Annotated in this window: 22 protein-coding genes and 1 tRNA gene; 21 read left to right on the forward strand and 2 right to left on the reverse strand. The window is 30.4% G+C overall.

The features are described 5' to 3' along the window. Positions 1–1,098: 1,098 nt before the first annotated feature. Entirely contained in the window at positions 1,099–2,166 is a 1,068-nt protein-coding gene (locus AB3G36_RS03600; RefSeq protein WP_367756093.1) for an NADH:flavin oxidoreductase/NADH oxidase, read from the reverse strand. 199 nt (positions 2,167–2,365) lie between these two features. Between AB3G36_RS03600 and rseP the strand changes: the two genes are divergently transcribed. From rseP to AB3G36_RS03705, 21 genes are all read left to right on the forward strand, one after another. Continuing rightward, on the forward strand, positions 2,366–3,709 hold the full coding sequence (rseP, locus tag AB3G36_RS03605) for an RIP metalloprotease RseP (RefSeq protein ID WP_367756095.1): 1,344 nt from the start codon (positions 2,366–2,368) through the stop codon (positions 3,707–3,709). Positions 3,710–3,847: 138 nt separating this feature from the next. Continuing rightward, positions 3,848–3,921: transfer RNA gene (locus AB3G36_RS03610), tRNA-Asn, on the forward strand. A 224-nt stretch (positions 3,922–4,145) separates the two neighbouring features. Beyond that, a complete protein-coding gene (locus AB3G36_RS03615) occupies positions 4,146–5,360 on the forward strand; it encodes a tyrosine-type recombinase/integrase (RefSeq protein ID WP_367756097.1) in 1,215 nt (404 codons plus the stop codon). Positions 5,361–5,546: 186 nt separating this feature from the next. Then, positions 5,547–5,942, forward strand: a complete 396-nt coding sequence (locus AB3G36_RS03620) for a hypothetical protein (RefSeq protein ID WP_367756099.1) — start codon at positions 5,547–5,549, stop codon at positions 5,940–5,942. Positions 5,943–5,953: 11 nt separating this feature from the next. Further along, positions 5,954–6,379 carry a hypothetical protein gene (locus tag AB3G36_RS03625; RefSeq protein WP_367756101.1) on the forward strand — a complete coding sequence of 142 codons (426 nt, stop codon included), beginning with the start codon at positions 5,954–5,956 and terminating at the stop codon, positions 6,377–6,379. 12 nt (positions 6,380–6,391) lie between these two features. Then, positions 6,392–6,589 carry a hypothetical protein gene (locus tag AB3G36_RS03630; RefSeq protein WP_367756103.1) on the forward strand — a complete coding sequence of 66 codons (198 nt, stop codon included), beginning with the start codon at positions 6,392–6,394 and terminating at the stop codon, positions 6,587–6,589. Positions 6,590–6,704: 115 nt separating this feature from the next. Beyond that, positions 6,705–6,905, forward strand: a complete 201-nt coding sequence (locus tag AB3G36_RS03635; protein WP_367756105.1) for a hypothetical protein — start codon at positions 6,705–6,707, stop codon at positions 6,903–6,905. A gap of 129 nt (positions 6,906–7,034) precedes the next feature. Continuing rightward, positions 7,035–7,484, forward strand: a complete 450-nt coding sequence (locus tag AB3G36_RS03640; protein ID WP_367756107.1) for a hypothetical protein — start codon at positions 7,035–7,037, stop codon at positions 7,482–7,484. A 25-nt stretch (positions 7,485–7,509) separates the two neighbouring features. Further along, the gene (locus AB3G36_RS03645; protein ID WP_367756109.1) at positions 7,510–7,989 is read left to right on the forward strand and encodes a hypothetical protein; all 480 of its coding nucleotides are present in this window, start codon (positions 7,510–7,512) and stop codon (positions 7,987–7,989) included. Between the two features lies 1 nt (position 7,990). Continuing rightward, on the forward strand, positions 7,991–8,656 hold the full coding sequence (locus AB3G36_RS03650; protein WP_367756111.1) for a hypothetical protein: 666 nt from the start codon (positions 7,991–7,993) through the stop codon (positions 8,654–8,656). 48 nt (positions 8,657–8,704) lie between these two features. Continuing rightward, the gene (locus AB3G36_RS03655; RefSeq protein WP_367756113.1) at positions 8,705–9,145 is read left to right on the forward strand and encodes a hypothetical protein; all 441 of its coding nucleotides are present in this window, start codon (positions 8,705–8,707) and stop codon (positions 9,143–9,145) included. 153 nt (positions 9,146–9,298) lie between these two features. Beyond that, positions 9,299–9,646: a hypothetical protein gene (locus AB3G36_RS03660; RefSeq protein WP_367756115.1), complete on the forward strand. Its 348-nt coding sequence runs from the start codon at positions 9,299–9,301 to the stop codon at positions 9,644–9,646. A 98-nt stretch (positions 9,647–9,744) separates the two neighbouring features. Continuing rightward, positions 9,745–10,653 (forward strand): hypothetical protein, encoded by a 909-nt coding sequence (locus tag AB3G36_RS03665; protein WP_367756117.1) that lies wholly within the window; start codon positions 9,745–9,747, stop codon positions 10,651–10,653. A 210-nt stretch (positions 10,654–10,863) separates the two neighbouring features. Next, the gene (locus AB3G36_RS03670; protein WP_367756119.1) at positions 10,864–11,208 is read left to right on the forward strand and encodes a hypothetical protein; all 345 of its coding nucleotides are present in this window, start codon (positions 10,864–10,866) and stop codon (positions 11,206–11,208) included. Positions 11,209–11,326: 118 nt separating this feature from the next. Continuing rightward, on the forward strand, positions 11,327–12,220 hold the full coding sequence (locus tag AB3G36_RS03675) for an AAA family ATPase (protein ID WP_367756121.1): 894 nt from the start codon (positions 11,327–11,329) through the stop codon (positions 12,218–12,220). Beyond that, positions 12,201–13,178: a DUF3871 family protein gene (locus AB3G36_RS03680; RefSeq protein WP_367756123.1), complete on the forward strand. Its 978-nt coding sequence runs from the start codon at positions 12,201–12,203 to the stop codon at positions 13,176–13,178. The genes AB3G36_RS03675 and AB3G36_RS03680 overlap by 20 nt, the downstream gene beginning before the upstream one ends. Positions 13,179–13,234: 56 nt before the next feature. Beyond that, positions 13,235–13,483, forward strand: coding sequence for a hypothetical protein (locus AB3G36_RS03685; RefSeq protein WP_367756125.1), 249 nt, complete (start codon positions 13,235–13,237; stop codon positions 13,481–13,483). A 180-nt stretch (positions 13,484–13,663) separates the two neighbouring features. Then, entirely contained in the window at positions 13,664–14,404 is a 741-nt protein-coding gene (locus AB3G36_RS03690) for a hypothetical protein (RefSeq protein ID WP_367756127.1), read from the forward strand. Positions 14,405–14,613: 209 nt separating this feature from the next. Further along, the gene (locus AB3G36_RS03695) at positions 14,614–16,011 is read left to right on the forward strand and encodes a primase-helicase family protein (RefSeq protein ID WP_367756129.1); all 1,398 of its coding nucleotides are present in this window, start codon (positions 14,614–14,616) and stop codon (positions 16,009–16,011) included. Further along, positions 16,001–16,648, forward strand: coding sequence for an NUMOD1 domain-containing DNA-binding protein (locus AB3G36_RS03700; RefSeq protein WP_367756131.1), 648 nt, complete (start codon positions 16,001–16,003; stop codon positions 16,646–16,648). The genes AB3G36_RS03695 and AB3G36_RS03700 overlap by 11 nt, the downstream gene beginning before the upstream one ends. Before the next feature lie 381 nt (positions 16,649–17,029). Continuing rightward, a complete protein-coding gene (locus AB3G36_RS03705) occupies positions 17,030–17,329 on the forward strand; it encodes a hypothetical protein (protein WP_367756133.1) in 300 nt (99 codons plus the stop codon). On the opposite strand, the gene AB3G36_RS03710 is transcribed toward AB3G36_RS03705, so the two are convergent. Then, positions 17,309–17,716 carry a hypothetical protein gene (locus AB3G36_RS03710; protein ID WP_367756135.1) on the reverse strand — a complete coding sequence of 136 codons (408 nt, stop codon included), beginning with the start codon at positions 17,714–17,716 and terminating at the stop codon, positions 17,309–17,311. The genes AB3G36_RS03705 and AB3G36_RS03710 overlap by 21 nt on opposite strands. Positions 17,717–17,782 lie beyond the last annotated feature (66 nt).

Raw genomic sequence — 17,782 nt, forward strand, 5'->3', positions numbered from 1 at the left:
ATTTAAACTTTTTAATAGTAATACCTTTTATATTTAAACTAGATAAGGCATATAAGGGCATTTAAGAAATGTATTCAAGTACTGTACTCTGTTTCTGATGGAACGCGGATTATCGCATATCATTTTACTTTATTCTATCATAAAAAATCTGTGAGAATCCTTTTAATCTGCGGTCCTATTTTTTTACCACAGATTCCACAGATTAGCGCAGATTTTCTTTTTGCACTGTTCTAAATTCAATAAATCGATACAAACCAGTTCAATCCGTCAGCTCTGCGGGCTAAAATTCTAACACCTTAAAAAAAATGAAACATATAAATAAACAAAACTTACATGACCTTAAAATACCTTATATGGTTGAAATCTTCTGCTTTTTAGAAAAAAACTTATATGACTTATATGTTAAAAAAATTTAACCATATAATTCATTTAAGAAATATGATGCGTCTACTCAGTATTCCCTTATGGAACAGGGATTATTGCATATCATTTTACTTTATTCTATCATAAAAAATCTGTGAGAATCCTTTTAATCTGCGGTCCTATTTTTTTACCACAGATTCCACAGATTAGCACAGATTTTCTTTTTACACTGTTCTAAATTCAATAAATCAGTACAAACCAGTTCAATCCGTCAGCTCTGCGGGCTAAAATTCTAACACCTTAAAAAAAATGAAACATATAAATAAACAAAACTTACATGACCTTAAATACCTTATATGGTTGAAATCTTCTGCTTTTTAGAAAAAAACTTATATGATGCGTCTACTCAGTATTCCCTTATGGAACAGGGATTATTGCATATCATTTTACTTTATTCTATCATAAAAAATCTGTGAGAATCCTTTTAATCTGCGGTCCTATTTTTTTACCACAGATTCCACAGATTAGCACAGATTTTCTTTTTACACTGTTCTAAATTCAATAAATCGATACAAACCAGTTCAATCCGTCAGCTCTGCGGGCTAAAATTCTAACACCTTAAAAAAAATGAAACATATAAATAAACAAAACTTACATGACCTTAAAATACCTTATATGGTTGAAATCTTCTACTTTTTAGAAAAAAACTTACCTGACTTATATATTTTAAAAACTTTATTGTTTAGCGCGTTCGTATTGTTTTGGCCAAACGGTTTCTGCTTGTAAATCATGAGCAAATGTCAGTCCTAAATTGGGGTCTCTTAATGATTCTCTAGCAAATAAAACCAAGTCGGCTTTTCCAGAAGCAACAATTTCTTCGGCTTGGTGCGCTTCGGTAATTAAACCTACAGCACCGGTTAGAATTCCTGTTTCTTTTTTAATGCGTTCCGCAAAAGGAACTTGGTAATTAGGTCCTATTGGAATTTGTTGGTGCGAAACCGCGCCTCCAGAAGAGACGTCAATTAAATCTACTCCGTTTTCTTTTAGTCTTTTCGAAAGTTGTACTGATTCCTCCGCATTCCATCCTCCATCTGCCCAATCGGTAGCCGAAATCCGAACGAACAAAGGCAACTCTTTTGGCCATTCCGTTTGTACGGCAGCAACTACTTCAAGCGTAAACCGAATTCTATTTTCAAAACTTCCTCCATATTCATCCGTTCTTAGATTCGACAGAGGCGAAAGAAACTGGTGGAGCAAATACCCATGAGCAGCATGAATTTCCATTACTTTATAACCGGCTTGTACGGATCTTTTGGTAGCTGATTTAAAATCAGAAAGTACTTTTTGAATTCCGTTTGCATCCAAAGCCACAGGACTTGCTTCATTATCATGATAGCCAATTGCAGACGGTGCAACAGTTTGCCATCCCCCTTGAGTGGCGTCTAATTTTTTATTGCCTTCCCAAGGAGCCGAAACACTTGCTTTCCTTCCAGCATGTGCGAGTTGGATTCCAGGAACTGCATTTTGACTTTCGATAAATCGATTGATTTGAATGTATTTTTCAATTTGGTTGTCATTCCAAATTCCTAAATCACCAGGAGAAATTCTTCCCTCTGGTGAAACGGCTGTCGCTTCTTGGATAATTAATCCAGCTCCACCTGATGCGCGGCTCCCTAGATGTACCAAATGCCAATCATTGGCAAAACCATCCATAGCCGAATATTGACACATGGGTGAAATCGCAATTCTATTTTTTAGGGTAATATTTTTTATTTGAAGTGGTGAAAATAATTTTGAAGACATACTTTATATTTTTAATGTATTATAAATGAGGACAACGGAAAAACCGTTTTTGAAAAGTAAAGTTACGGGACATCAACCAAAGGAAAAATTCAAATTCCAATAATTAACAAACATTTAAAAGGGTATGGAACAATTATTGCAAATTAAACAAATAGAAAACCTTACTTTTGTGAGTTGTAAAAAGAATTAAAATTTAAAAATGGATCTATTTATCAAGCTTTCTCAATTTTTATTGAGTTTATCATTACTTATTATACTTCACGAATTAGGACATTTTATTCCTGCTAAGTTATTTAAAACCAGAGTCGAAAAATTCTACTTGTTTTTTGACGTAAAATATTCCCTTATAAAAAAGAAAATTGGAGAGACTGAATATGGTATCGGTTGGTTGCCTCTAGGTGGTTATGTAAAAATTTCCGGAATGATTGACGAGAGTATGGACAAAGAGCAAATGGCTTTGCCTCCACAACCTTGGGAATTTCGTTCTAAGCCCGCTTACCAACGTTTGATTATTATGTTAGGTGGTGTGACCGTGAATTTCATTTTGGCTTTCATCATTTATATCGGGATGGCATTTGCTTATGGCGATACATTTGTAGCCAATACGGATTTCAAAGACGGTATGCTAATCGAAAATCCTGTGATGATAAAAGCAGGATTTAAAACAGGTGATAAAATATTGGCTGCTGATGGTGTTACGATTGCAAAATTTGATAACGATATCAACATGAAAATCATCATGGCTAAAAAAGTGATGATTGAAAGAAACGGAATCCAACAAGAAATAAAAATGCCAATTGATTTTGTAGATCAATTATCAAAATATGAAAAAGGGAGTCTAGTAGATATTCGTATGCCATTTGCTATTGGTGCAGTTAGTGAAGAATCGCCAAACACTAATTTACAGCCCAAAGATATTGTGACCTCTTTAAACGGTCAAAAAACAAAGTATATTGATGAAGCTAAATTAATTTTGGCAAACAATAAAGGAAAAACCATTCCAGCGACGATTCTTCGTGATCAAAAAGAAGAAAATATCAGTTTAATAGTGTCTAAGGAAGGAACTATAGGAGTTAATCTAGGCGGAATAAGCATGGAATCTTTAGAAAAACTAGGATATTACAAGGTAAGCACAAAAGAATATGGTTTAATTGAAGCAATTCCTGTGGGAATCACCAAAGGGAAAGACCAATTAGTAGGATACGGAAAACAACTAAAAATGATTTTCAGTCCAAGTACGGGTGCTTACAAACAAGTAGGTGGTTTTAAAGCCATATTTGACATTTTTCCAAGTACATGGAGCTGGGAAGTTTTTTGGAGAATCACGGCTTTGTTATCAATTATGCTGGGTGTAATGAACTTATTGCCTATTCCAGCACTTGATGGTGGTCATGTCATGTTTTTATTATACGAAATTATTTCTGGTAAAAAACCATCTGATAAATTTTTAGAGAATGCTCAAATGGTTGGTTTCGTATTACTTATAACACTGTTACTATTTGCTAATGGAAACGACATTTACAAGTCAATTATAGGGAAGTAAAAAAAAGTAAAAAAAATTTAATTTTTACTTGCAGAAATGAAATTTACCCCTATCTTTGCACCGCTTTACAAGTGAAACAAACGGCACTGCTAAGCACACAAAAACGTTCATTCAGTATCAGAATAAAAATATACAGTTTCCTTCTTAGCTCAGTTGGTTAGAGCATCTGACTGTTAATCAGAGGGTCCTTGGTTCGAGCCCAAGAGAGGGAGCTTTTTAAAAAGACTTTACAGCAATGTAAGGTCTTTTTTGTTTTAAAGCGGTAGTGAAAGCGGGACTTCACGGTGGTTTAGTAGAGAATTGAGATTTTTTGAATTTCGCCAACTTGCCAACTTATTTTGCAAAAAAAGGCAACATATTAGGCATCATCTCTTTTTCTAAAAGGCATCACTTTTTTTATCGTAACCAATTGCATGTCTGACTAAAACAAAAAGTTATGACAACAGACAATTTCAAAATTCTATTTATTGAAGGAAAGAATAGAAAAAACAAGAAGAATCAATCTCCATTATTTTGCCGACTAACCCTAAATGGGAACAGAAAACAGCTTAGCACAGGTATTAATATTGAGTCTGAGCATTGGGATACCAAAAACCAAGTAATTCTAAAATCCCACAAATCTGCAATTCTATACAACGCTCAACTTGACAAGATAAAATCTAAGGTCAATAGCATCTACATGATTTTAAGATTACAAGAAAATCCTTTTTCTATTGAAGACATTCACGACAAATACTTTGGCAAAGAACTAAAGAAAAGTGAATTCATTCTCTCCTACTACAAACAGTATCTCTCCAAAATTAAAAAACTAGTAGGACTAGAAATCAAAGATAACACCTATAAGAAGTTCGTTTATGTAGGCAATCACTTAGAAGCTTTCTTAAAATGGAAATACAAGAAAACAGATTACCCTCTAGAAGAATTAAGTCTACAGTTTCTAAATGATTTTGACTACTATTTAAAAACAGAAAAGAATCAAGAGCAAATCACTATCAACAAAACCATTCAGAGACTTAGAACGCCTATAAAACAAGCTATTTCAGAAGGCTATTTGGATAGAGACCCATTTATAATGCACAAGTCTAAAACAGTGCGCAAAACAGTCATATTCCTTACTAAAAAAGAGCTTAAAACCTTTGAAGAAGCTGTATTGCAACAAAAAAGACTGAGTTTAATTCAAGACTTATTCATTTTCTGTTGTTACACAGGACTAGCCTATAATGAAATGGCAAATCTTGAGAAGCAGAATATACAAATTGGTTTTGATGACATTAACTGGATCCAAATGAAGAGAGAGAAAACACAACGTCAAATCTCTATTCCAATACTTCCAAAAGCACAAGAAATCATTGAAAAGTATTCAACTGATAGTAATCTCATATTTCCACCAATAAGCAATCAAAAATTCAATTCTTATCTAAAGGAAATTTCAGCAATAACTGGAATTGAGAAAAGGCTAACACACCATATTGCCAGAAAAACATTTGCTTCAACGGTATTATTATACAATGATGTGCCTATGGAAATCGTATCAGAACTACTAGGTCATTCCAACATGACAATAACACAGGAAAGTTACGGGAAAGTAGTGCAAAGAAAAGTGAGTGAGGAAATGAATAAATTAAAATTAAAAATTGGTAAAAATCACTAAAAGTGGGTATTGTGAGAATAAGCAACGGATGTTACCTTGTTAAAGAAATAAAACTCCTAAATAAATAATAATTCCACTTACGGGAAACCGTAAAGTATTCCCATTTAAGTGAGTTAGTTTTGTTCTAAAATAATCAAATCCATCAAAGCAAGTGTTACTAATGTTTAAAAAAATAAATTAATAAATATGTGGTATAAAATTATGGTTGTTGCCGATTGGTTTGGCGAAATGGGTGAACGTTATAAGTTAATCCGTGACTTCAACAGAGCAGGAAAAAACTCGTTCATCTCAGGAATTGCCCCTACTCTTTTGGAAGCAAGAATAACAAGGGGAGAAAGCGCCTATCAACATGCGTTTTCAAAATTCATGAGTGGTGGATTCAGAATAAAAGCACTTTCAGGAAGACGTCTTGAAAAAAGTGAACTGATAGAAGTTGGGAGAGTCGTGTTAGATAATGAAGAGCTTGTTAGAAAGCTTATTGCATTAGGTTGGGATACATTAGAAGTCAATGATAGTCAAGGTTACAATGGCTGCAAATGGGCATTGAAAGATCATGCAAACATTGGTGGATATATTAATTAATAGAAAATAAAATGACAAACTTTATACTTGCATCACAAACGCTTGCTAAAAATTCATTACAAATCGATAACAAAGTCTCACTAATGAGTTCTGTTTTTATGTGGATAGCTATTTTAGAATTATTTCTAATTCTATTACTAGTTTTTAAGCTTAAATCTAAAAAAAATAAGCTTGCATTATCTGAACTGGAAAGATACACTGTCAAAAGCGCAAAATCCACAAAGATAGACATGGATGGTCTAATGAATAGCATAAATAGTTCAAGAGGTTTATACAAAGAACTTAGCAGAAAATGTCATCCAGATAAATTCATCGATGACCCAAAACAAAAAATAGCAGAAGAAATATTTCAGGAAATTTCAAGACATGAAAGAAATTTTGACAAATTAAACTTACTTAAAACAAGAGCAATTAACGAATTAAATATAACCTTTTAAATAAATAAACATATGGAACCAGGAGTAATAATTATATTTTTAATATTGAGAATAGTAGGCATATTTGTATGTTCCGCAAAAGCAAAAGAACTGAACAGAAGCACTGCAACATGGGGAACGTTAGGATTTATTTCACCAATAATTGCTATGATTTGGATTCATTGCCTAAAACCGGTAACTATTTGGGAGCAAAATTCCGAAATTAAATAAATACTAACGGTGATTTGGCAACCTAATGGAAGTAACAATACCAATAGATAAAATTAAGGCAAATTTGATATTATCGTGTCTAAATAACTATATCCAATCATTTTTGCCTTTTTTAATGTCAAAGTACATAGAAACGGATGCACCCAATAAAACGGCTCTTTACGATTCTTTTAAAGACAGGCCAAACGATCCTCAACTTCGAGCAAAAGGAAAATTAACCTTAAAAATTGAAGAGTCAACATATGAGACAGACAAAGAATCGAGCAATTACAATTTTTATTACATTGTTCACAAATACCCTTTACTTTCAATATAGATCAAGAAAAATAACGATAAAATTTATTTAGACATAATGCCATTTTAAAATTTAAATTAACGAATTATTTTCTTGATTGTAGGACTGCTATAAACTGAATAGAGTAAGCATAATATTATACCAAAAAAAATGAAAAAAGTAATAACAATAACATTTATAATTATTTCGATTTTATCATGTAAAGATAAAATATCTTCGACCAATAAAAGCCAAAGGGAAATTACATTCAAAGAGTTAACTTCATTCAAATCAAAACCAGATAATGAAATTGAGAAATTCTTAAAAAACAATAGTTTTATATCCTTACAAACACAATTTGCTAACCAATGGAAATCAGAATCAACTAATGATATTGTCCAGTTTAACGATAAAGTAGTAGTTTTTCTTACTTATAACATGGAAACGTACAATAAGTTGGTAAACGATTTAAAAAAATCAACATATAAAAGTACTGGGAAAACAATAAAAAAAGGAATTGAAGTCGAATCATTCATTAGCGATAATGAGACTATATTTTTAAATAATATGCTAGATCCAAGCAATAGCAAAATGGTTTACTCACTGACATTTATTAAATAAAAAAAATCTTTTAAAATTCTTAAAAATGAAAAACTACTTTTTTATAATTGGATTGCTAATTAGTGTGTTAGTAAATGCTCAATGTGACATCAAAACTAATAATAAACCTGACGGAAATAAAATAAAATACTTTAATCCTAAGCCCATAATAAGACAGTCGAATTATGAGGTTGCTACAGCAATATATAAAAACGTAACAACAAATAAATACATGGTAAGTATTTCAGTTTTATTCAAAGAAATAAATCCAATGGATGTAAAAGGAGATTTAACCATTCAAACTACTAGTCAAAAAAGTATTGTTTTAAAATTGATAAACTCCAACAAAATTAAAATGAATGGCAGGGATTTAACTCTAGCATTATTTGATTTGGATAGTTCTAGTAAAAAAAATCTTGAAAACAATTCATTAAAAAGTTTATTTTTTAAAATGAACGGAAAAACTTATGGCGCGACGATTACAGAAAATAACTCAATATTAATTAACGAATTGAACTGTTTGTAATATGGATTTAACAAATAAGAAAACAGCCACTATCGCTGTAATATATATAGTTGTCTCAATAATCTCACTAATGTTTATTTTAGATTTTATGGCTTCTACAGACATCAAATCAGGTATTGTAAATATAATTCTTGTTCCAATTTGTTTTCTAGGACCATTTATATTTTGGGGATTTGTATTTGCACCCTATCTTGACGATGACCTTATTGACATAAAATTAAATGGTTATTATATAGCAAATTTGATAGGTTATAATACTTTAAACAATGAACCAATAAGTTATGATTTTATATTGATGTTTAACCATTATAAAATGGCTTGTTTTATAAATACTTCTGATATTGAAAGTGAATTTAATGATTCAGAATTGAAAATCATATATAAGAAATTTTCGGAATTAAGGAGTTATAAACATTATGAAGGAATTACAAAGCATAAGATTAATAATGGTAAAATAAATATAAGATTTTACGAGTCGTATGACACTAAAAACATAGAAAACAATATAATCGATGAGAATTCATATTTTGAATGGGATGGAAAAATATTCAAAGATGGTATGAGCATGATTTTAACAAGGAATGATTCGTTTTTGAATTATGATTTAAATCAGTATAAAATCGAAAAAAGCTCATTAAACACTAAATTTAGTTTCAAAAGATTTTAGTTAGATTGTTTTTTTACATTAAAAACAATAAATATAAAAATTTAAAACATGAGTACACTAGGTGATAAATTTCCAAATTTTTTAATTGCAATGAGAAATGCAAGCGAGGGAACTAATACAATTTTAATTAAAAATAGTTCAAAACATGTTTTTTATACTATGTCTTTGATATTATTTGGTAAAAAAGCTGGCGAAATAACATATGAATTAGATTATTATGACAATAGTGTTATTTTGCATATTTGTACAAATAAAGGGTTGTTAGAAAAAGCAAAAACATCAAGTAATTTTATTAAAGAAGATTTATCTATTGATGAATGGATTGAACTTATTTCAAAAATGGTATTTCAGCACAATTACAGTCCTAAACATTTAGAATTTCTAAATGAATTTAATAGAAATAAAATTGTAGGTAGAGATAAATCGGGTTGTGTTTTAATGATATTACCCTTAATTTTAATTGCAATGATTATTTTTATTTACATATAATATTTATCTACCCCTAAACAACAAAAAACTCCACAATCAACACCTTTATTGGATTAAAAAGGGATCTAATAAACAAAGACTACAAGAAGTAATAAATTCTATCAATGAAAACTAGTTTTTCAATTACAAATAAAAAAACAAATAACTAGAGAAATGAACATAGTTAAACAAGAATACACAAATGAAATAATCTTGAATAAACTTATTGAATCTTGTCTAAATTTCAATCCAGACCTATTTTTACCTTATTTACAATCTGAAAAAGTAATAACTGATATGCCTAATAAAACAAGGTTTTTCAGGTTCTTTAAGCAAATGCTTCTATCAGCAAAAGACAATTCAGTAGAACCAATGACTTTTCAGATTGAAAAACCAAGTTGGGAAGAAGACGAAAATACGTTTCATTACAACTTATATGATAGCCTACATAAACATTCTCGATTGTGTATAAGGGTAAAGGAATCTGCGGATGAAATTTACTTAGATACAATGCCTTTTTAGGAAGAATCATCAAAATAATACAGATACTTCTCCAAAAAAAAAATCTACCCTCCTAACACCGCTAAAAAGTTTCTATTGAATTTACAAAACCAGTTTAAATGACACAAAAAGAAGCCTTACTATATTATTTACAAAGAATGGATATTGATATGTTAGATACCATTTTATCTGACAACATTACGTATTATGGCGTACCTAAATCAGTTTTTTTAGAAAGACTAAATTATATCTTCAATAATTACAACTTGGGAATAGAAATTGAATTCCTAAAATTGAAACAAAAGGACAAAACTAGCAATATTTATTACTTAAGTTTCGATAAATTCGAGTTTGAGCCGGAATTTATTATTGAAGAAAAAGAAGGAACTATTTTAAATATTTCTAATAGTGTTGAAGTAAACTCACAAGAAGATGTTTGGGATTTGCATCCTTGGGAATTATTTTTTGGAGAAGATGAAAAAGCCAATTTTAACCCAACAAATGATTATGTAATTACACTCCACAAGTGTACTATTGCCTTTGAAAAATTTATTAATAATGAGATTCAAATTTTAACTAGCGATATTATTTTTAATTGGCTTAAAATGTATGAATCGGTTTATAACGGAATAGAAAACGATTATTTAATGTTTAAATACAATGATTTTAAAGAACTATATTCTACATTTCAATTCTATACTGACACTCTTAAATACTATAAGAATGCAAAAATAGCTGTATCTACATTTGAGAACTTTGATATCGCCGAAATACAAAAATGGATTGATCAATATTCAAAATTATTTTTTTGTGAGACACAATCTTTAACGGGCTGTTTTAAGGAGATCAATTATACAGATAAAACAGCAAAACTTATCGGAAAATTCCCCAATATTTATTTTAAAGGAGATGATTTTATATCCATTATCAAGTTTAATGAATTATACTTGAAACATTGTGAATCTAATCCAGAAATGGATGGTTTTCAAATGGGACATGCTTACTTTTTAAACATTTCAGAAGATTAAAGAATGAAACTATTCTATTACCTATAGGTTCAGCTTAAGTAAAGTTGAGCCTTTTTTATTTTTTAAAATTTTTTTAAAATTTTTTTCCTTCTGAATGTGCTTTATAAACTATCAATCCCAGCCCTCTCAGTTAAACATTGGGATATAGCCCCCCAATAGTTGGGAGACGGAAATACCAAAAATGTATAATAATCTTTAAATTTTAAAACCATGGTTACAATCACAGATTACAAGACATTCTCAAAAGAAAACGGAGAAAACTTCTTTGCGCTAGTTGTTCAAGGGGGACTTGAAGCAGTTAGAAGCGCACAAACTAGTAAAATGTACTTTACTGCTAAAACAGCAACAGTACCAACTACTTTTAATGAAACTACTTGCAAAAGCTTAGTTGGCACAACACTTGATGGAAGTGTGAAAAAGGTAGAATGTGATGATTATGAATACACCGTAAAAGATACTGGTGAAATCATTACTCTTACGCATCGTTACGAGTACATTTCAGATGAAGAAGAAATTCTAAGTAACAATCTAGTCGATAAAGAACTGGTTGCTTAAAACACCTTCTTCACTATAAAAATAAGGGATTCCATTAATTTGGAGTCCTTTTTTTATATCACGAATTTAAATTATACCGCATAATCTAAAAAAATTATAAATCAATACATCATTTATTATGAAACTACAACAAGCCAAAAGACATCAAGTCAAGTTACGAATTGGATTATCAGGACCTTCAGGATTTGGCAAAACCTATTCAGCATTATTATTAGCATACGGAATGACAGGAAATTGGAAAAAAATAGCATTAATCGATACTGAAAATAATAGTGCTAGTTTATATTCTCATTTAGGAGATTTCAATGTGTTATCATTAGAAGAACCATTTTCTCCTGAACGTTATATCAAAGCGATTCAAGTATGTGAAGAAGCTGATATATCAGTGATTATCATCGATTCCATAAGCCATGAATGGCAAGGAAAGTCTGGGTGCCTTGAAATCCATGAACAATTAGGGGGAAGGTTTCAGGATTGGGCTAAAGTGACACCCAGACACAATGCTTTTATAGATGCTATAATACTTTCTAAGTGTCATTTAATAACGACAAGCAGAAGAAAAGTAGATTATAGCATTGATAAAGGTTCTGATGGTAAAACCAAGGTTAGTAAACTAGGGATGAAAGAGATTACGCGGGAAGGATTCGAATATGAGCTTACCGTAAATTTTGAATTCTTAAACGATAAACATCTGGTATCATCATCAAAAGATAGAACAGGACTATTTTCTGGAAAACCTGAATTTATCATTAATTCTGCTACAGGTAAACGTTTGATGGAATGGAGTAATGATGGAATTTCATTAGAAGAAATCAAAGAGGAAATAAATTCCTGTACAACTGAAGAGAGTTTAAAATTATTATATACTCAATATCCACATTTAAGTAAAGAACTATATCCATTAATAGTATTACGTAAAGAAACACTGGATAATCTTAGCAATCAAATTATCCCAAACGAACAAGTTATTCAACAACCTAATCTAGAAAACAATGAATTTAGTATTAAATAACCCCGCCAATCAAGTCATTGATGAAGAGGAAATAATTGTATTCCCTAAAAGAAACTTTATTGAAGCCAACACATTGAATGTGGATTTAGAGCATTTAAAAAATGAGTGTACAATTCCTGTATTTGCCAAAGATAATGAGTGTACTATTTCTCATTATGAGTTTATCAATAGCACCAAAGAAGTTGTAGAAGATATACTCAATTACAATGGTATTTTAAAGCCTGATATTAGAGTATCTCACGTGATCAAAGGCAGAACTCCAAACGCAATTGGCAAGCCTGCAAAAGAGTTACTAGAGCATGAAAAAACTATCTATTATGAGCGCATGGCATTTGTAATTGAAGTACCTGAAATCAGTGAGATCATTAATGGTAATAAACTGAATCTAACAATTGGCGGAGTTAGATCGTACAATCAAGAAAATTTATTTTCAAAAAAGTCATTAGAAAAATTCAAGGTATTTGTAGGATTTCAAAATACAGTTTGTACCAACTTGTGTATATCAACAGATGGACTGAAAGACGATTTAAGGGTAAGTTCTATTTCTGAATTAAAAGCTAAAGTTTACGAATTAATCAATAGCTATAAAAAGAAGGAGCATCTTATTCAGCTAGAAAAAATGAATGATTTGAGTCTATCGGAAACTCAATTTGCACATTTAGTGGGTAAGATGAAGCTATACGCTCATTTAGGAAAAGAAGAAAAACTACAGTTATTCCCATTGGCAGTAAATGATTCACAATTAAATATTGTGCTTCGAGATTACAACATAGATCCTCATTTCTGTAAATCAGAGAATAAATCAATCAACATCTGGAAGCTGTACAACTTGCTTACAGAGGCTAATAAGTCCACCTACATTGATTCAAACTTAGAAAGGAATGTCAATGCATACGGCTTTATCAATCACCTAGCAAATAGCATGGAAAATCAATCCTACAATTGGTTTCTGCATTAATAAATATAGCTAACACATACTTTATGTAACCATTTAGTTATTTAAAATTATTAATCATGACAGACCATGAATTAGCTGAATTACTCAAGTTTAGTAACCCCAAAGAAGTATATATTATTACTTGGAATAACCAATTAATCAAGTTAAAATGCCCTTTCAGAGTACTAGTGATAAACAATATAGGCTGGCTCAAGATTGGACAAATAGTTTTAGTTACAGAAATCAAAGTAACCAGTGAAATTAAAACCGTATTCATAATTGAAATGAACGCTTATTATTATCATCACTTTGAGATTCTTATATAAATAGCTAAAAAGCAGTTATGTTGTATTTTGTATAATCAAACTTTTGAGTCGTTCTCTGCCTTATCAAAAAAACCCTGAAAATGTAAATCTAGATTAAAAATAGGTAGCGTAATTTTATTAAATTGCGGTACCTATTATTTTTAAAAATAACTTGTCAAAGTTGACGTCAACTTTTTTACTATGATTATAGAGGCCTCCTTTAATAGCTTTATCACAAAAGAAAATTATTTAAATCTTCAAAACAAATTTAATTGTCAAGACGATAGAAATTCTAATCAAGATGTATTTTCAGAAATTAGAACTGATGATTTTAAAATCATTTATAAAGATTGTGATGAAAATAATATTGAGAATTATAAAACTATTTGGTTTGAAAAAGACTTCCTCGTTGGTGAGATTAATTTTTTGGCACAAAAATACATTGAGAATTTTGAACTACGAATAGAGACTGAATTTTTATATAAAAAAGAACAAAAATTAGAGTTTGTTGATATAAAGCTTCAACGAATTAATGATTTAGACCAGCACCTCAATGAATTTGATTATTTGTCTAATGAAATTATATCATTATTACACGAACAGCTTATTATTGTAAGTAATTATATTTTTGATAGATATAAGATTGTAAATTACTCCAATGATAATAAAATTAAAGTCAACTTGAGTCAAACAGAGTTAATCTTATTAATGCTAGTTTTAAGGGAAAATAAGATTATAAAAGAAAATCACAATAATACACTCGGACAGTGGATTGAAAAAACATTTTTAGCTTATAATTCAGAAAACAATCAATTTGTTGAAGTAAAACAGGCTTCTAAAAAAATAAGTGATTTTATTGGGGGTAATAAAACTTCAATATTTGCTTTAAACCATCTAAGCACTATTTTTTCTATAGAAAACTTCTTCAATTTAAAAATATAAACATTTGATTTTCAGTGGGGAAATATATTTTCCTCTTTTATCACTCACCGTTTCTATTAATATTGCACCAGTTAAAAACAGAAAAGGTTCCGTTTTAACGTAATTCAGCCGAAACACGTAAAACCACCTATTGATTTCAACTGATGCAGTTAAAGCATCCAACTGCAAAAAAGTAAAGAGGATGTTAGAAATTAATTGAAACAAATTATATGAATACAGAAAAGAAAAAGGAAATCTTCTGGACAGAAAATGGAGCTCCAAAGATTTTACAAGTAGGTTTATTAACCTACCTAGCTTCTAAAGGTTACGTTAAGGTCAATATTGGAGAAAACAATTATGTCTTTGCCAAAATGACGAATAATAGATTAAGCCAAGCTACTGAAGGGCAAATGGCAAATGAAATTAAGGATTACCTTATACAAGAAAAGAAACCAGAGGTATTAGAAGTATATGTTAAAGGGGTTGGTAGTTATATTACTGCTAAGAAATTAGATATGCTCCCTACAATTGCAAACATAAATGATCGAGACGCAAGAACGAGTTCAAGGTTTTATTTTAATAATTGCTATTGTGAAATAGATAAAAACGGAATTTCATCTTATGACTATTCAAACCTTCAAAATCCATTATGGGAAAAGAGAATCATTCAAAAATTTTTTACATATCCATCGGAAAAAGGTCAGTTTGAAGTGTTTTGTGAAAACATCACAGGAAAAAACACAGAAAGGTTATTAGCCTTAAAAACCATCTTAGGATATTTATTACACAGAAATAAAGAAGTTGGAGAGCCTAAAGCTATCATTCTTTACGATGAAAAAATGAGCCAAAACAATCAAGCTAATGGAGGTACTGGAAAAACCCTTTTGTCAATGGCATTGAAGAAATGTAGAGAGGTAGAGATTTTCGACGCTAAGGAAATAAAAGAAGGTAGTTGGTTTAAGAACCAAAGGGTTGAATTAACTACAGATGTTCTAGTTTTTGATGATTTGAAAAGGCATTACAGCTTTGAAGGATTCTTCCCAATGATTACTTCTGGAATAGAAGTGGAAAGAAAAAGAGAGAAAGCATTTTACATCGACTTCAACAATTCTCCAAAATTATTGATTACTTCAAATTACTATGTTTCTGGTCCTGGAGGTTCTTCCGATGAAAGACGAAGACACGAATTTGAAATCAGCAATCAATACAATCTAGACTTTACTCCAGAAATAGAATTTGGTAATCGATTTTTTGGATCGCAATGGGATGAAGATGAATGGAGTAAGTTTTATCAATTTATGATGGGTTGTTGCCAAGCCTATCTTCAGTATGGTTTGTACAAAGTACCTCACATTAATTTATCTCAAAATAAATTTCTAGATGGACTTAATGAGCAGTTTGTTACATATGCTGATACATATGTCCAAAACGACACCTTAATAGATAAAAGAGAATTCGAAAAAGGCTTTAAGATCCTTTATCCTGATATGCAAGAAACATCACCGCATCAAATGACCAAATGGCTTAATATATATGCCAATAAAAAAGGAGTTGATTTTTCAACAAATTCTTCTGGCGGGAACTATACTTTTATTTTAAGCTCTAATACCGTTCAAAATGGGAAATAGTTTAATCTACAAAGTGGTAAACACAATTACAGAAGAGGTCTATATTGGTTCAACTTCAAAGAGCATTGAGGAACGTAAACAAGACCACCTACAAAAAGCCAGTAAAAAAGTTGGCAGTTATTTTCAGGAAGCAATCGGGACTTATGGTCCCGAAGCTTTCACTTGGGAAGAGATAGACACCGCTTCAACAAATGATGAATTAGCCCTAAAAGAGAGAAAATATATTTTTGAGTACAATTCAGTTGAAGATGGCTATAATTCTGATCGTGGAGGGGGCATCAAAAAAACCGTTTATCAGTACAATTTAGATGGTTCTTTAAACACCACCTATGAAGATTTAACAACAGCAGGAAATAGCATTAATGTTAGAAAACAAGACGTATCTAGAGCTTGTTGGAGTGTAAATCATACATTAGGAGGTTATTTATGGAGCTATGATTACAAAGAGCAATTTGTAATTGAACCTGATACCAGAAAAAAACAAGTCATTCAATACAATTTAGAAGGTGAGGAATTAGCTCGATTTGTTTCAGCTTCAGAAGCTTCTAGGAAAACAGAAGTATCGAAGACTTGCATTACCAGATGCTGTCGTGGAGAACGTAAAAATAGCGGTGGTTATATTTGGAAATATGATTAAAATTAAAGGAGGTGTAAAAGCCTCCTTTTTTATTGTAAAATTTTAAAATTCAACTATATAAAATATTTTATAAAAAAATTATTATTTATTTTAAACATTATTTAGTGCCAAAATAGCTGTAGATTTATTTTGGAATTATTTGTAAATAACTAAAGACTGTTTTATAGCCGTCTTTTCTTTTAAAAAAAGATCTGATAATAATTTTTAGAAAATAGTGTCCGAGAATAGTTGTTATGCATTAATAAAACTATCACTAAATTATTATTGATGATTTTTTACTGCTGAAGTCTCTTGAATAAACTTAACAACGTAATTTTTATCTTAAAACAATTGGAATATTCATTTATTCTATTTACTTTTCAATTTCCAAAACATATAAAGATGCCTACACCAGAATCCGTAAAACACTCGCAAACATTTACATTAAGAGAAGTAATTTACAATCACGATGGGTTCTCAATTGCAGTGGGAAACATTGTAGGGAATTCTAAAATAGTTTGTGCAATGAGATGGAATGGGGAAGATGACAAAGCAGGATTTCCTTATGCATTTAATAACCCTCTATGGTTACATTTACCAGGAGAACTAACACTTAATATTTTAAGTGGTTTATTAACTTGTAAAAAACTGTCAAAAAAAGAATACATAGAATTATTGGAATTAATGAAGACAATATCCTAAAGAATAAGTTCTATAAAATTCAAAATAAATAACCTTATTGCTTTTAGTATTTATTTTGCATCTAATAAAAGTTTCTTTTATCAAAACGATACTTAAGCTAAGATGTCTAATAAAAGTGGATTTACCAGAATAAGAAGTTCCTGCCAAGGATGCTAAACCTACTTTTTGAAAAAATGGATCTAGTAATTTTGTTATATCATCAATTTCGAGATTATATAATTCAAATGCGTCATACATACTTTTATATCCATCAATAACGTTATTGGTAGAAGTTTTATTAACAGCATCAAACAAACAGTCAAATTCACCATTGACACCAAGAGTAGAAGTAGAAATATTTTTTAAAATTAGATAATTGCTGTTTTTCGGGGTAGGTTCAATCTTCATCAAATCAAATTTATATTAGTAAATTTGAAAACAATCTTGTGTAAAAATACAATGTCCTAACAGTAT

This window comes from Flavobacterium sp. WC2430 (assembly GCF_040822075.1).
Taxonomy (GTDB): domain Bacteria; phylum Bacteroidota; class Bacteroidia; order Flavobacteriales; family Flavobacteriaceae; genus Flavobacterium.

Coding starts and splice junctions, on each gene's coding strand:
- AB3G36_RS03600 (WP_367756093.1), bottom strand. CDS start 2,166: ATGTCTTCAAAATTATTTTCACCACTTCAAATAAAAAATATTACCCTA.
- rseP (WP_367756095.1), top strand. CDS start 2,366: ATGGATCTATTTATCAAGCTTTCTCAATTTTTATTGAGTTTATCATTA.
- AB3G36_RS03615 (WP_367756097.1), top strand. CDS start 4,146: ATGACAACAGACAATTTCAAAATTCTATTTATTGAAGGAAAGAATAGA.
- AB3G36_RS03620 (WP_367756099.1), top strand. CDS start 5,547: ATGTGGTATAAAATTATGGTTGTTGCCGATTGGTTTGGCGAAATGGGT.
- AB3G36_RS03625 (WP_367756101.1), top strand. CDS start 5,954: ATGACAAACTTTATACTTGCATCACAAACGCTTGCTAAAAATTCATTA.
- AB3G36_RS03630 (WP_367756103.1), top strand. CDS start 6,392: ATGGAACCAGGAGTAATAATTATATTTTTAATATTGAGAATAGTAGGC.
- AB3G36_RS03635 (WP_367756105.1), top strand. CDS start 6,705: ATGTCAAAGTACATAGAAACGGATGCACCCAATAAAACGGCTCTTTAC.
- AB3G36_RS03640 (WP_367756107.1), top strand. CDS start 7,035: ATGAAAAAAGTAATAACAATAACATTTATAATTATTTCGATTTTATCA.
- AB3G36_RS03645 (WP_367756109.1), top strand. CDS start 7,510: ATGAAAAACTACTTTTTTATAATTGGATTGCTAATTAGTGTGTTAGTA.
- AB3G36_RS03650 (WP_367756111.1), top strand. CDS start 7,991: ATGGATTTAACAAATAAGAAAACAGCCACTATCGCTGTAATATATATA.
- AB3G36_RS03655 (WP_367756113.1), top strand. CDS start 8,705: ATGAGTACACTAGGTGATAAATTTCCAAATTTTTTAATTGCAATGAGA.
- AB3G36_RS03660 (WP_367756115.1), top strand. CDS start 9,299: ATGAACATAGTTAAACAAGAATACACAAATGAAATAATCTTGAATAAA.
- AB3G36_RS03665 (WP_367756117.1), top strand. CDS start 9,745: ATGACACAAAAAGAAGCCTTACTATATTATTTACAAAGAATGGATATT.
- AB3G36_RS03670 (WP_367756119.1), top strand. CDS start 10,864: ATGGTTACAATCACAGATTACAAGACATTCTCAAAAGAAAACGGAGAA.
- AB3G36_RS03675 (WP_367756121.1), top strand. CDS start 11,327: ATGAAACTACAACAAGCCAAAAGACATCAAGTCAAGTTACGAATTGGA.
- AB3G36_RS03680 (WP_367756123.1), top strand. CDS start 12,201: ATGAATTTAGTATTAAATAACCCCGCCAATCAAGTCATTGATGAAGAG.
- AB3G36_RS03685 (WP_367756125.1), top strand. CDS start 13,235: ATGACAGACCATGAATTAGCTGAATTACTCAAGTTTAGTAACCCCAAA.
- AB3G36_RS03690 (WP_367756127.1), top strand. CDS start 13,664: ATGATTATAGAGGCCTCCTTTAATAGCTTTATCACAAAAGAAAATTAT.
- AB3G36_RS03695 (WP_367756129.1), top strand. CDS start 14,614: ATGAATACAGAAAAGAAAAAGGAAATCTTCTGGACAGAAAATGGAGCT.
- AB3G36_RS03700 (WP_367756131.1), top strand. CDS start 16,001: ATGGGAAATAGTTTAATCTACAAAGTGGTAAACACAATTACAGAAGAG.
- AB3G36_RS03705 (WP_367756133.1), top strand. CDS start 17,030: ATGCCTACACCAGAATCCGTAAAACACTCGCAAACATTTACATTAAGA.
- AB3G36_RS03710 (WP_367756135.1), bottom strand. CDS start 17,716: ATGAAGATTGAACCTACCCCGAAAAACAGCAATTATCTAATTTTAAAA.